Genomic DNA, 13,139 nt, shown 5'->3' on the forward strand with positions numbered 1-13,139 from the left:
AATAGAGGGATGGTTTTGAAGAGTGAACAACAGCTTGAGGATGCAATAGAACGTTATGGTGATATGATACAGAAGTTATGCTTTATCCATGTCAAACAAGAGGCTGATGTGGATGATGTTTTTCAGACTGTCTTTTTAAAATACCTGAATTCCTCTGACTTTCAAGATGAAGAACATGAAAAAGCCTGGATTCTAAAAGTTACCATGCGTGCCTGTCACGATACCTTTCGTGGATGGTTTCAGAAAAAAGTCATTACCACAGATGAATTAGAGGCTTATAAGATTCCAGAACAAAATCAGGATCATGAGTTATTGGATATCTTGTCTCAAATGCCTGAAAAGTATCGAGATGTCATTTATCTTCATTATTATGAAGGTTATAAAATCACAGAAATCGCAAAGATGTTACATAAAAAAGAGAACACGATCCATACATGGCTTAGAAGGGCAAAGCTCATGCTGAAAGACATCCTTGGAGGTGAAGAGAATGAATAGGCTTCAAAAGCAGCTGGATATGATCAAAACAAGGGAAGAAACAAAAACCAGAACCTTACATGCAGTCTTACAACATAAACGAAAAAGACATTTGATTCCTCAAATGACAATGGCTGTTATGGTAGGTTGTTTGTTATTATTTCTGATACGACCATGGAATACATCCTCACCTTCTTCTTCAAAAGCTGTTTCCTATGTAACCTTGGACATCAACCCAAGTATGGAATTCACACTAGATGAAGAAAACCGCATTTTAGATATAAAAGCTTACAATGAAGACGCTAAAAAGATCTTAAGCCTTGTAGATATCAAAGGCATGGAAATTCAAAACGCTTGGAATCAGCTTTGGGCATTAGATCAATGGAACTCTTATATAGAGAAAGGTATCTTAGAAGTAGGTATCTATAGCAGTGATGATGCTATCGCAATCTCTTTAGAAAAAGAATTAAATACCTATTTGCAATCCACACTTAGTGATGGCCATTATCATTGTTCTCATATCGATGATACCGTATTTGAAGAGGCTAAAGAACACCACACAAGCATGGGAAAATATCGTGTCATACAAGAAATTCTATCGTATACAGATCGCTATACGATAGATGAGCTTTCCGATAAAAGTATGCGTGCGCTTTATGATATCCTAGCAACCTTTGATGCATCTGCTGTACCGAAAGAGTGTATGAAGCAAAAAGAAGATGGTCAAAATAAACATCATCATCAAGAATAAATACGAAAAAAGCTGACATCGTGATCAGCTTTTATTAATCTTTCAACATTTTAAAATATTGAACTGCTTGACAACCTCTACCTGTATGGACACCAACAACACTTACCAATTTGATGATCTGATGCGTTGCCCCAGGGAATGCTTGTTTTAATTTATTCATATAGATTTGTGCCTCTACTTCATCATCTGCATGTGCAACAGTGATCATATAAGAATCATCTACATGTTCTTGACGCATGATCTCAATGACATTATCCATTGCTCGATGCATCGTTCTTACCTTATCAACGACATCAATTTTACCATTGGTTTCTTGATTGATTTTTAAGATTGGTTTAATTTTCAATAATCCACCTAAAGTAGCTGCAAGTGGTGTTAATCTTCCACCCCTTTTTAAATGCTGTAGATCATTAGGTAATAATAAAGTGTCTGTTGTATCTATGATTCTTTGTAAAGTTGCTTTGATGTGATCCATTGTGTTTCCTGATTCATACATCGTTTTTGCTAGTCGAATCATATATTCTTGCACTACTGCTGTGACATGACAATCAACATACTCAAATACCAAATCCAGTTGTTGTGCACATAATGCCATTGCATTGATGGTACCACTTAACCCACTACAAATCGGTACCGCAAAGATTCTTTCATAACCTTCTTCTTTTAGTTTCGTAAATAATTCCTCGATTTTCCCCAAAGCAGGTAATGATGTTGACAGCATCTTGCCATCTTTCATCAATTGATATACCTCATCTATCGTGATATCTTCCTGATCATGAAAATTTTTCCCTTCATAGCTTACCTGTAAAGGTACACTGTAAATCCCCACTTCTTGTAACTGCGCTACAGATTTTCCACAGCCACTGTCTGTTACAAATGCAGTTTTCATCTGTATTACCTCCCGTATTCGTATTTTATTATACTCTTTTTTCTAGTAGAAAAAAACTATAACACTAGAATTTCTATTTGAAACTTTCAACTGTTTTCACACATAAAGAAGATTTCAAATATTACCTATATCCACCTATATTATGAAAAAAGCCCCATAGGAGCTTTCTATCATGGTATCGTTTATGTTATACACCTTTTACTTTTTTAATATATTGAATGCCTAAACATCCTAACCCTGTATGAGCAGAAATCACAGGACAAATCAAACCATAGTATAATTCCACACCCGGAAATAAGGCTTCCATTTGTTCTTTAAGCTTAGCACCTTCCACAGGTGCTCCACTATGCAAACAAGTCAACGTATAACTATCATCTAACTTTGCTTCTTGGAATGTTTCCAGTATTTTCTGTTGAGCTTTTGACATCGTACGAACCTTATCATAAACATCAACTTTACCAGAAGAGCTTTCATTAAGTTGCAAGATCGGTTTGATTTTTAATAAACCGCCTAACGCTGCAGCAAGAGGTGTCAAACGACCTCCTCTTTTTAAATGTTGTAAATCATCGGGTATGATCAAAGTATTGCTAGACGCAACACTTTCTCTTAGACGGTTACAAATCTCATCTAATTCTATACCTTGGCGAACCAATTCTATCGCACTTATCGTCAAATAGCGTTGAATGTTACATGTCGTATAGGTCTCAATGATGGTCAAAGGTAACTCTAAACGCTTTGCGCATGCATGCATCACACTTGAGGTTGAAGATAATCCTGAAGTCAATGGTACAGCGATAGCCGCATCAAATCCTTGTTGCTTGATTTCATGAAAAACCTCTTCCATGATACCCATAGGTGGCATAGATGTTGTTGGCATATCTCCATTTTTCAAAAATTGGTTAATTTCATCTGTCGTGATATTTTCCCCATCCAGATACATATGATCGTTCACAATGACCTGTAAAGGCATAAAGAATATTCCTAGATCATTGGCTTGTTGTTTTGTCAGTCCGCTTCCACTGTCAGTAATTACGGCAATTTTCATAGCTTCCTCCTATCTGTTATTTCAGAAATGAAATAACTGATGCGTAAATTTTTTTACCTGTATCATTATACCAAGTATAATTTGAAAGTCAAACAATATAATAGTAGTATGCTCTAGATGCTATTCAAATATCAATCATTTTAACTTACGAAAATCCCCAACTATTAACATATCCTATCCATTTCCCATTGTAATAACATGAATAATAAACATTACCATCAGGTCTAGTCAATTATCGTTTGATCACATGTTTCTTACCTTTATACTGACTCATCCTTTTTTAATCCTTTTTATGCAAAAACACCAAGGTAGAATATGGTTGTATATTTACTGTACGAATCAAAATATCCTCTGCTTCACCATCTTGATATAATAACTGATATGCTTGTGGAAATTCATATAGGAATGATTCTGAAGTCGGATTAAAAATCGTAATCAATTCTTCCTTTTCATCTCTAGCTCGATACAATAGAACTTTTTGATCAATGGTATCAAAAGAGATATATTGTTCTACTTCTTGTGCGGTACTATAGCGAAGACATGGATGTTGTTTACGAATCTTGATCAAAGCCTTTGTACAATCCACAATCTCTTGATAATGATTTCTTCTAGTATAATTAATTTTATTGATTTCATCACTTTCTTCATACGTATTATGCATGCCATGTTTTGTTCTGGCGAATTCTTGTCCACTATGAAGAAATGGAATTCCCTGTCCCAAAAGAACTGCAGCTATCATCATTTCTTGACGTCGTATTCTAATCTCTCTTGTATCTTCTTTACAGCATTCCTTTACTTTATCCCATGAAGTCATATTGTCATGACATTCGACGTAATTCACGGCATTCATTGGATTTGCAAACATTTTCTCTACACCGATATCATTACAACTACCACATAAACAATTCTTCATAATATCAATCAAATACACAGCTCCGGTGCAATACCCTTTGACACTAACCTCATTCGCATCTGTTCGACCCTTGATCACATCACGAAATCGATCGGAGAAATGAGCAATATAAGGCATCTGTGCGTTGTTTCTTATGCTAGCACGTTGGCGATAATCCAAAAAGCTTGGCATATCCCAACCTTCTCCATATACCATAAAATCAGGATTGATGCCTGAACAAGTCTGATACACCTTATTTAAAGTATCAATATCTAATATCCCCATCAGATCAAAACGAAGTCCATCAATATGATAGGTTTTCGTTAACCATGCACAAGTATCCACAATATACTTTTGAGTCATCTTTTTAGTAGAATCTATATCATTACCACAATAAGTTCCATTAGAAAAGTCACCATTTTGATTCATTTGGAAGTAATAATTTGGTACTGTTTTCTCAAAGGAACAATTTTCTTTATCATACACATGATTAAAGACAACATCCAAATTGACTCGCATGCCATGCTTATGACACTCCTCAATCAATTGAACAAAATCAAATATACGACTATATGGATTGCTAGGATCACTCGCAAAGCTTCCTTCTAAACATCGATATTGAACAGGATCATATCCCCAATTATAATGCAACAATGGGTAAAGTTCATTTACTGAACCAAAATCTAAAACCGGTAAAAGTTGTACATGAGTAATACCCAAAGAGGTAAGGTAAGAAAATCCCGTATTCATTTTTTGGGTTGTTTCATTTTCCTCAACAAAGCCTCTAAATTTACCCGGCCAAGTAACACCGATTCCGTTTTGAATTGTAAAATCACGCACACTTGCCTCATAAATGATTGCATCTGTTGCATGCTTCATCATTGGTAATGGATATTCTTTGATTCTGATCTTAGATGGGTCAATGACTGCAGATCGTCTACTATCTTCAATGCATGCAATACCATAAGGATCTATGGTTTCTTGCCATGCTCCATTTACTCTGACAAAATACACATAAGTAGCGTTTTCCATATTTTCCAAAATAGAAAAGCGAAACACACCTCGCTCACTACGTTGCATTTCAAAAGTATGAACAACTCCATACTTAGCAATTTCAATTTTCACCTTAGAGGCAGTAGGGGCCCACAAAGCAAAAGAAGTTTGTGCTTTATCATAAGTACATCCTAAATCATTTCCATCATAAAAAAACATTTCATCAAAGCGTTCTGTTTTCACGATACCACTATACTCAAGAACGGTAGAACGTGCATGTTGATGTACCACGTAATATTCATTCCCAATTTCTAAAGGCTCATAAAAAGATAATGTATATTTATTGTAATTATTTTGTGTAGTTTCGATCGATTGTATTTGAAGGTCAATGATCTGACCTCTTTCATCAATCAAATAAAACTTATTGCTTGTACCCTCATAGCTGTTTCTAGACATAAAAACGACGACTTTATCAAAATCATCTAAATAAGCTTCATAATACGTATGCATTCTCATAATATCACCTTATTTATTATACCAAAAATTTAGACCTAGCGCTTATTTTCCACAAAAAAGGATATAAATTTTAGCGTAAAAGAAACAATCACTTCATAGTTATGACCTTTCCCTTATTGATTTATTGCACCTCATAAGAAAAAACATCATTCTTCGATTAGAAAAATGATGTTTTTTCATTAATGTTTATAGATATTATAGAATGCTGTTTTACCATTGAAAACTGCAATATCTCCTAATTCTTCTTCAATTCTGATCAACTGGTTATATTTTGCGATACGATCTGTTCTTGACATAGAACCTGTCTTGATTTGACCGGCATTGAAAGCAACTGCGATATCCGCAATGGTCGTATCTTCTGTTTCTCCACTACGATGAGATACTACTGCAGTATAACCATGCTTTTTCGCCAATTCCATTGCGTCAAAAGTTTCCGTTAAGGTTCCGATCTGATTCACCTTAATCAAGATAGAATTTGCGATATCCTTATCGATTCCTTCTTGTAGAATAGCAGGATTGGTCACAAAGAGATCATCGCCTACCAATTGAATCTTCTTACCTAAATGTTCTGTTAGTTTTTTCCAACCGTCCCAATCACGTTCACCTAAGCCATCTTCAATAGATATGATCGGATATTTTTCTACTAATTCATCATACCAAGCAATCATTTCATCTGTTGTCTTAGAACCTTGACCGGATTTATTTAAATCATATAGCTTTGTCTCGGTATTATAAAATTCACTCGCCGCAACATCCATGGCAATGCAAATTTCTTCACCTGGTTTGTATCCGGCAGCGGTAATTGCTTCCATGATTGCTTTTAAAGGCGCTTCGTTATCTTCTAGATTAGGTGCGAATCCACCTTCATCTCCAACAGCAGTAACCTGACCTTTGTTTTTCAAAACCTTTTTCAAGGCATGGAAGGTTTCCGCACCCATACGAATGGCTTCTTTGATACTTTTCGCACCAACAGGCATGATCATGAATTCTTGGAAATCTACGGAAGAATCTGCGTGGCTGCCTCCATTTAAGACATTCATCATCGGAACCGGTAATGTTTTCGCATTGATACCACCAAGATAACGATATAATGGTAATCCATAATATTCTGCAGCAGCATGAGCTACAGCCAATGAGATACCTAAAATTGCATTTGCACCATATTTAGATTTATCCTTCGTGCCATCTGCATCAATCAATGCTTGATCGATCTTTGCTTGATCTGTGACATCCATACCTAATACAACATCTGCCAATACGTTGTTCACGTTATCAACAGCTTTTAAAACACCTTTACCTAGAAATCTTGATTGATCTTTATCTCGTAACTCTAACGCTTCACGTTCTCCAGTACTTGCTCCACTTGGAACCATTGCTCTACCTAGAAAACCACTTGCCGTTGTTACTTCAACTTCAACTGTTGGATTTCCTCTAGAATCCAGAATCTCTCTTGCGTGTACATTTGTAATTAATGACATGATATGTATCCTCCTTTATGTTCATTTTAAGTATAACACACTGATTTTTAAAGAGAAAGAAGTTTGCTCAAACTAACAAATTTTCACATAATGTCTCATCTTGCGCTTTTTCTTTTCTTCTTTTTTGGCGTTATCAAACAGGCTCCCAATAGAACTAACCCAATTGGCCAATAATGAATAAGCAATTGTTGTGCAGTATCTGCCATAACGTTGATATCCATCTTAGGTTCTATCAGAAGTATGACACCAGCTAGTGCAAGGATCAATCCGATCCTTTGTTTCATGTTTATCACTTCCTGAAACTACTATACAAGCTTGAGATAGAGAAAATTGTCAAAAAAAAGAAGAATCTATTTAGATTCTTCCAATAAATCGATTTTTTCAAGATCTCCATATCCAAAATCTGTCGGAGTTTCTCTTCCAAACAAGATAGTAAGAACAGTCGCAGTCTGATTTTCATCATCCAATGCTTCTACTGTACCTTCTACATTCGCAAAAGCTCCACTCAATACACGCACACGATCTCCAACTTCAAAGTCAACCTGAACTTTACGTTCGCTCATACCAAGGCGACGCAGGATAGACTCCATTTCTTCTTCAGCTACCGGGAATGGTTTTGCACCACCACCACTAGAGCCGATAAATCCTGTAACACCTGGGGTATTACGTACAATGTACCATGCTTCATCGGTCATGATCATTTCTACGAATAAATATCCACTAAACAAGTTTGTTGTCTTTTCTACTTCTTTTCCATTTTTATATTCGATTTCTTTTTCTTCTGCTACAACGATACGGAACAGATAATCCTGTAATCCCATCGTTTCAATACGACGCTGTAAATTTTCTTTTACACGGTTTTCATGCCCTGCATAAGTGTTTACAACATACCATTCTTTTCTTATTTCCTGTGCCATAAAATCCTCCTTACATTCCAATTAATGAAAGGAAACCTGAAGATAAAACCTGACATAAGAAAAAGAATAGAGCTAAAATTACTGTGAATACGACAACAGTCATACTGTCTCTTGCCAAATCTTTCATTTTCGGCCAGCGGATTCTTTTTGCTTCTGTCATGATACCATTCATACTAAACCATTTCATTCAGATCACTCCTTATTTTGTTTCCTTGTGAATCGTGTGTTTTCCACATTTTGGACAGAATTTTTTTAATTCGATCCTTTCGGTATGTGTTTTTTTATTTTTTGTCGTTGTATAATTTCGAGAAAGACATTCGGTGCATGTCAATATTACTTTATCAGTCATAAAAACACCTCTTTTTCGTGCTTATTAACTTTATCATAATATCACTCGATAGTCAATCAAACTTTCCTAAGAATTCTTGCGTCTCCGTATCTTTCTCAATGTATTATCCACTTTTTTCTTAGTAATACCAAGCTCATCCGCTATGTGCTGATAACTACCACCTAAACTTCTTAATCTGAAAATTTCAAGTTCTAACTCATTTAATCCTTCTTTGACTTTTTCAACATTTTGATATAGCCCCGGACAATGATCTTCCTCTATTCGGCAATGATCCTCAACAATATCCAAAAGGGTATAGGTTCCTTTATGATCCTCAATTTGCATATCCAAACTAAGACAATACAAATCCTTTCTTGCGTTGTACGTATTCATCGCACGAAGCATATCAATTGCCGTATGCTTTAAAATATTGAAATAATAATGATGAAAAGAGGATTGTTCCGTTTTGTATTCCTCGATAGCTTCATAAAGTTTTACCAATGCAAGCTGATAGAAATCTTCCATATCCTGATAACGATTTCTTCTTCTCAAATGAGAACGAAGCAACTGATAAATTTCTCCACGGTATTTTTCCATTAGATAATGGAATGCTTGTTCATTCCTTTGCCGTGCCATATATATAAGTTCATTATCATTCAATTTTTCTATCTGCATGTATCTTCCCTCACTCTTTCTTTATAGTGGATGTCTAGAATTATAAATTTGATATAACAATATGCCGCATGCAACACTTGCATTCAAACTAGTAACACTACCCTCCATAGGAAGTCTCACACAATAATCGCAGTTTTTACTAACCAACGAGCTGATTCCGAATCCTTCAGATCCTATAACCAGTACAAGTGGTACGTCATATTGCCCTTCTCGATAATCTCTAGAATTTTCTAAATCTGCCCCAACGATCCAGAAACCTTGTTTTTTTAAATATTTAATTGCCTGAGTTAAATTGGTAACCATACTAACTTTTACCGTATCAATGGCTCCTGTGCTAACCTTCGCTACTGTCGGTGTCAGTTTTACATTTCGATGTTTTCCGATTATGACACCATCTACTCCCACACAATCACATGTCCTTAAGATAGCACCTAGATTATGTGGATCCTCTAAGCCATCTAACAAAACAAATAATGGCATTTTTCCTTTAGGAACACTCGTTAATAATTCATCTAATTCATAAGTCTTATAATCATCTATTTTGGCAGCGACTCCCTGATGATTGCCTTCTAACATTGCATCCATTTTTTTTCTTCCCATAACCTTAAGTGGAATCTGGTTTGCTTTGATCATGCTAGTTAGCTCAGGATCCTTAATACCATCGGCCATGATGATTTCATAAATTTTTTTTTGATCTTTCAAAAGTTGTCTTACAACATTTTTTCCATATACATATTGCGTCATTTATGATATTCTCCAATCTCTTTGATTGCTTCCCAAAGCTCTTTCAGACGTGCTTCTTGATGAGTCAAATATAAGTATCCAAACACTGCTTCCAACCCTGTAGAAAGCCGATACGCCTGTACTGAAGCATTTTTTGCTTTACTGGAAATATTCGTATTTCTTCCTCTTAATACGATACTCCATTCATCTTCGGTAAAAAAATTCTGCTCCTTCAACGTTGTTAAGAACCATGCTTGTGCATTGGCACTTACCCAAGCCACACTTTTCTTTTGAAGTACATCCGGCTTTTGATATCCCTTAGAAAGTAACATTTCTCTAACATACAAAGACATCAAAGCATCCCCAATATAAGCAAGAGATGTCCCATTGTATTCCATCACTTCCATTAAAGAATGCCTCTGTTTATCAACTCATTACGATATTGATCTGCAGTTTCAAAGTCTTTTTCCTTCACAGCAGCTCTCCATTTATGGTGTAACTCTTTATCTTCTTCACTTAATGTTAAGCGTGGTATTTCAATTCCCAGTATTTCCATCATCTTCTCAATAGAACGTGTTTGCATGGATAATTTTTCAAAATTCACTTCACGTTGTCGAATTGTCTGATTCAATGCCTTTACTGCTTCAAACACTGCCGCAAATGCATTTGGTGTATTCAAATCATCTTGTAATGCATCCATAAACGGTTCCATCAAAGATGCATCAAAAGTATCCGTCATTGTAACATCTGCCAAAGCAAGTTTTAAATAAGCCTGTTTCAAGGATGTTGTTACCTTACTTAATTCTTTTGTTGCTGTATCGATTGCTTCTTCATTGATATTTAAAGGACTGCGATAATGTGTTCCAAGCATCAACCAACGTAAAACATTTCCACCGATCTTTTCAATCATATCCTTAGCCCAAATAACATTGCCAAGTGATTTACTCATTTTTTCTCCGTCAATATTCACCATGCCATTATGGATCCAATAGTTCGCAATCGCTGTTTCATACGCAGCTCTGCTTTGTGCGATTTCATTTTCATGATGTGGAAATTTCAGATCCATTCCACCACCATGGATGTCGATCAAGTTTCCATCAAACTCTTGATTGATCATCACGACACATTCCGTATGCCATCCAGGTCTTCCCACTGACCAAGGACTTTCCCATTGGATTCCTGTTTCTGTACGTTTCCATAAAGTAAAGTCTAATGGATTTTCTTTCTTACTATTTTCATCAATTCTTGCCCCGACCATCAAATCATCAATCTGTTGGTGAGAAAGATTTCCATACTCCTTCACACTATTGACACGGAAATAAACATCTCCGTCGATTTCATATGCATTTCCCTTATCCACAAGCAATTTGATAAAATCAATGATGGCATCCATCGTATCTGTTACTTTTGGCGCTGCATCAGGCATCATTGCATGTAATGACAAACGGTCTTTATTATAAGCATCAATAAATTTTTCTGTCACTTCTTTTTCACTGATTCCACATTCCATCGCAACTTTAATGATCTTATCATCCACATCTGTATAGTTTGATACCATTTTCACTTGATATCCAAGTGCTTGAAAAGTTCGTTTTAAAGTATCAAAAACCACAATGGGTCTGGCATTTCCTATATGAGGATAGTTATATACGGTAGGTCCACAAACATACATATTGACCTCACCTTCACGTAGCGGTTTAAATTCTTCAATTTTCTGATCCATACTGTTAAATAGTTTCACATTTATTCCTCCTTACATTTACAAATAAAAAAAGCATATTACGTAAAGACGCTTAACGCGCGGTTCCACTTTACTTGAAAAATGCTTTCCACTCTACACGTTAACGCCGTATTACGTATTTTTCTACTTATCGAAAAATCCCTAAAAGGTGCATTCAGCTCTTCGCTTTCGCTTTCACCATCACCGAAATCGCTGTACTTGATGAGCCTACTTATCCTTTGTCTTCAGTTTCTATTTTAATACTATATCAAATTACCGTTTCATTTTCAATCGTTTCTATTTTTTTTCGTCTTTCTTTTCTTCTAATTCCTTGCTGATGGACGCAAATTGTGTAAGAAGACTTTCATCTAAACCACTGGCTTTTAGATTATCCACATAAACTGCATCTAAATCATCCATAACATCTAACCCATTATTTCCTTCATCATTTGTATTAAGCTTTGTTTTTAATGCCATAGTCTCACCTCTTAGTTTCTGTTGTTAGTTTACACCAGTTTTATCCTTTTGAAAACCCCTATGCTTATGCTTTTTTCATTCTTTAAAATTATTTTCTAACAGAGTGTATCCTATCAATTGAAAAAAAAGCTGGATATTATATCCAGCTTAAACACTTACGTTTCTTGAATTAAGCTAATTCAGAGAAATATTTGATTGTTCTAACCATCTGGCTAGTGTAAGAGTTTTCGTTGTCATACCAAGAAACAACCTGAACCTGAGTATTTCCGTCTTCCATTTCGATAGCCATAGTCTGAGTAGCATCGAATAAAGAACCGTAACGCATACCGATGATATCGCTTGAAACGATTTCGTCAGTGTTGTATCCGAATGATTCATCAGCAGCAGCTTTCATAGCAGCGTTGATTTCGTCAACTGTAACTTTTCCTTTTACTACAGCAACTAAGATAGTTGTTGATCCTGTAGGAGTTGGAACACGCTGAGCAGAACCGATTAATTTACCGTTCAATTCAGGAATTACCAAACCGATTGCTTTTGCAGCACCAGTTGAGTTAGGTACGATATTAACTGCAGCAGCACGAGAACGACGTAAGTCACCTTTTCTCTGAGGTCCATCAAGAGTCATCTGGTCACCAGTGTATGCGTGAATTGTAGACATGATACCACTCTGGATTGGTGCTAATTTGTTCAATGCGTTAGCCATAGGTGCTAAGCAGTTTGTTGTACAAGAAGCAGCAGAGATTACTGTATCTTCTGGTTTCAAGATATTGTGGTTTACGTTGAATACTACTGTAGGAAGATCATTTCCTGCAGGTGCAGAAATAACAACTTTACGAGCTCCAGCTTCGATGTGAGCGCTAGCTTTAGCTTTAGATGTATAAAATCCTGTACATTCTAATACTACGTCTACTCCTAATTCTCCCCAAGGCAAGTTTTTAGCATCTGCTTCAGCATAGATAGTGATTTCTTTTCCATCAACTGTGATTGAGTTTTCACCAGCTACAACTGTGTCAGCTTTTTCGTATCTTCCCTGAGAAGAGTCGTATTTTAATAAGTGAGCCAACATTTTAGGAGAAGTTAAATCGTTGATTGCAACTACTTCGTATCCCTCAGCTCCGAACATTTGTCTGAATGCAAGACGTCCAATACGTCCAAATCCATTAATAGCAACTTTTACTGTCATCTTCAAAGTCCTCCTTTTAACCTCTTTTATTATACGTACTTCCTACACAATTGTCAATTGAGAATTATTTCACGATAC

At 35.9% G+C, this 13,139-nt stretch carries 16 protein-coding genes and 1 other annotated feature; of the genes, 2 read left to right on the top strand and 14 right to left on the bottom strand.

Translation table 11 applies throughout. From position 1 onward, the window contains the following. Nucleotides 1-15 precede the first annotated feature (15 nt). Together UGRO018_RS10715 and UGRO018_RS10720 are read left to right on the top strand one after the other, a co-directional pair. Entirely contained in the window at nt 16-495 is a 480-nt protein-coding gene (locus UGRO018_RS10715; protein ID WP_416326476.1) for a sigma-70 family RNA polymerase sigma factor, read from the top strand. Then, nucleotides 488-1,225: an anti-sigma-I factor RsgI family protein gene (locus UGRO018_RS10720; RefSeq protein WP_416326477.1), complete on the top strand. Its 738-nt coding sequence runs from the start codon at nt 488-490 to the stop codon at nt 1,223-1,225. The genes UGRO018_RS10715 and UGRO018_RS10720 overlap by 8 nt, the downstream gene beginning before the upstream one ends. 34 nt (nt 1,226-1,259) lie before the next feature. On the opposite strand, the gene UGRO018_RS10725 is transcribed toward UGRO018_RS10720, so the two are convergent. The 14 genes from UGRO018_RS10725 to gap all read right to left on the bottom strand — a co-directional run bounded on the left by UGRO018_RS10725 (nt 1,260) and on the right by gap (nt 13,061). Further along, nucleotides 1,260-2,114, bottom strand: a complete 855-nt coding sequence (locus UGRO018_RS10725; protein ID WP_416326478.1) for a DegV family protein — start codon at nt 2,112-2,114, stop codon at nt 1,260-1,262. 187 nt (nt 2,115-2,301) lie between these two features. Beyond that, nucleotides 2,302-3,159 carry a DegV family protein gene (locus UGRO018_RS10730; RefSeq protein WP_416326479.1) on the bottom strand — a complete coding sequence of 286 codons (858 nt, stop codon included), beginning with the start codon at nt 3,157-3,159 and terminating at the stop codon, nt 2,302-2,304. Between the two features lie 280 nt (nt 3,160-3,439). After that, nucleotides 3,440-5,560 (bottom strand): type I pullulanase, encoded by a 2,121-nt coding sequence (gene pulA, locus UGRO018_RS10735; RefSeq protein ID WP_416326480.1) that lies wholly within the window; start codon nt 5,558-5,560, stop codon nt 3,440-3,442. Between the two features lie 179 nt (nt 5,561-5,739). Next, entirely contained in the window at nt 5,740-7,038 is a 1,299-nt protein-coding gene (gene eno / locus UGRO018_RS10740; protein WP_416326481.1) for a phosphopyruvate hydratase, read from the bottom strand. A gap of 95 nt (nt 7,039-7,133) precedes the next feature. Next, nucleotides 7,134-7,322, bottom strand: a complete 189-nt coding sequence (locus tag UGRO018_RS10745) for a hypothetical protein (protein WP_416326482.1) — start codon at nt 7,320-7,322, stop codon at nt 7,134-7,136. Nucleotides 7,323-7,388: 66 nt separating this feature from the next. Further along, nucleotides 7,389-7,955, bottom strand: a complete 567-nt coding sequence (gene nusG, locus UGRO018_RS10750) for a transcription termination/antitermination protein NusG (RefSeq protein ID WP_416326483.1) — start codon at nt 7,953-7,955, stop codon at nt 7,389-7,391. A gap of 10 nt (nt 7,956-7,965) precedes the next feature. After that, on the bottom strand, nt 7,966-8,142 hold the full coding sequence (gene secE, locus UGRO018_RS10755) for a preprotein translocase subunit SecE (RefSeq protein ID WP_416326484.1): 177 nt from the start codon (nt 8,140-8,142) through the stop codon (nt 7,966-7,968). A gap of 12 nt (nt 8,143-8,154) precedes the next feature. Continuing rightward, on the bottom strand, nt 8,155-8,304 hold the full coding sequence (gene rpmG / locus UGRO018_RS10760) for a 50S ribosomal protein L33 (protein ID WP_416326485.1): 150 nt from the start codon (nt 8,302-8,304) through the stop codon (nt 8,155-8,157). Between the two features lie 66 nt (nt 8,305-8,370). Beyond that, nucleotides 8,371-8,958, bottom strand: a complete 588-nt coding sequence (locus UGRO018_RS10765; protein WP_416326486.1) for a sigma-70 family RNA polymerase sigma factor — start codon at nt 8,956-8,958, stop codon at nt 8,371-8,373. A 21-nt stretch (nt 8,959-8,979) separates the two neighbouring features. Then, complete coding sequence (gene rlmB, locus UGRO018_RS10770) at nt 8,980-9,702, bottom strand: 23S rRNA (guanosine(2251)-2'-O)-methyltransferase RlmB (RefSeq protein ID WP_416326487.1); 723 nt, start codon at nt 9,700-9,702, stop codon at nt 8,980-8,982. Further along, complete coding sequence (locus tag UGRO018_RS10775) at nt 9,699-10,088, bottom strand: Mini-ribonuclease 3 (protein WP_416326488.1); 390 nt, start codon at nt 10,086-10,088, stop codon at nt 9,699-9,701. Before UGRO018_RS10775 ends, rlmB begins: the two co-directional genes overlap by 4 nt. Next, nucleotides 10,088-11,422 (bottom strand): cysteine--tRNA ligase, encoded by a 1,335-nt coding sequence (cysS, locus tag UGRO018_RS10780; protein ID WP_416326489.1) that lies wholly within the window; start codon nt 11,420-11,422, stop codon nt 10,088-10,090. The genes UGRO018_RS10775 and cysS overlap by 1 nt, the downstream gene beginning before the upstream one ends. 41 nt (nt 11,423-11,463) lie before the next feature. Further along, nucleotides 11,464-11,656: a binding site (T-box leader), on the bottom strand. Between the two features lie 42 nt (nt 11,657-11,698). Continuing rightward, nucleotides 11,699-11,878 carry a hypothetical protein gene (locus UGRO018_RS10785; protein WP_416326490.1) on the bottom strand — a complete coding sequence of 60 codons (180 nt, stop codon included), beginning with the start codon at nt 11,876-11,878 and terminating at the stop codon, nt 11,699-11,701. Nucleotides 11,879-12,047: 169 nt separating this feature from the next. Next, the gene (gene gap, locus UGRO018_RS10790) at nt 12,048-13,061 is read right to left on the bottom strand and encodes a type I glyceraldehyde-3-phosphate dehydrogenase (RefSeq protein WP_416326491.1); all 1,014 of its coding nucleotides are present in this window, start codon (nt 13,059-13,061) and stop codon (nt 12,048-12,050) included. Nucleotides 13,062-13,139 lie beyond the last annotated feature (78 nt).

Origin of the sequence: Hoskinsella mucinilytica, from assembly GCF_045223415.1 — a bacterium.
GTDB lineage: Bacteria > Bacillota_I > Bacilli_A > Erysipelotrichales > Erysipelotrichaceae > Hoskinsella > Hoskinsella mucinilytica.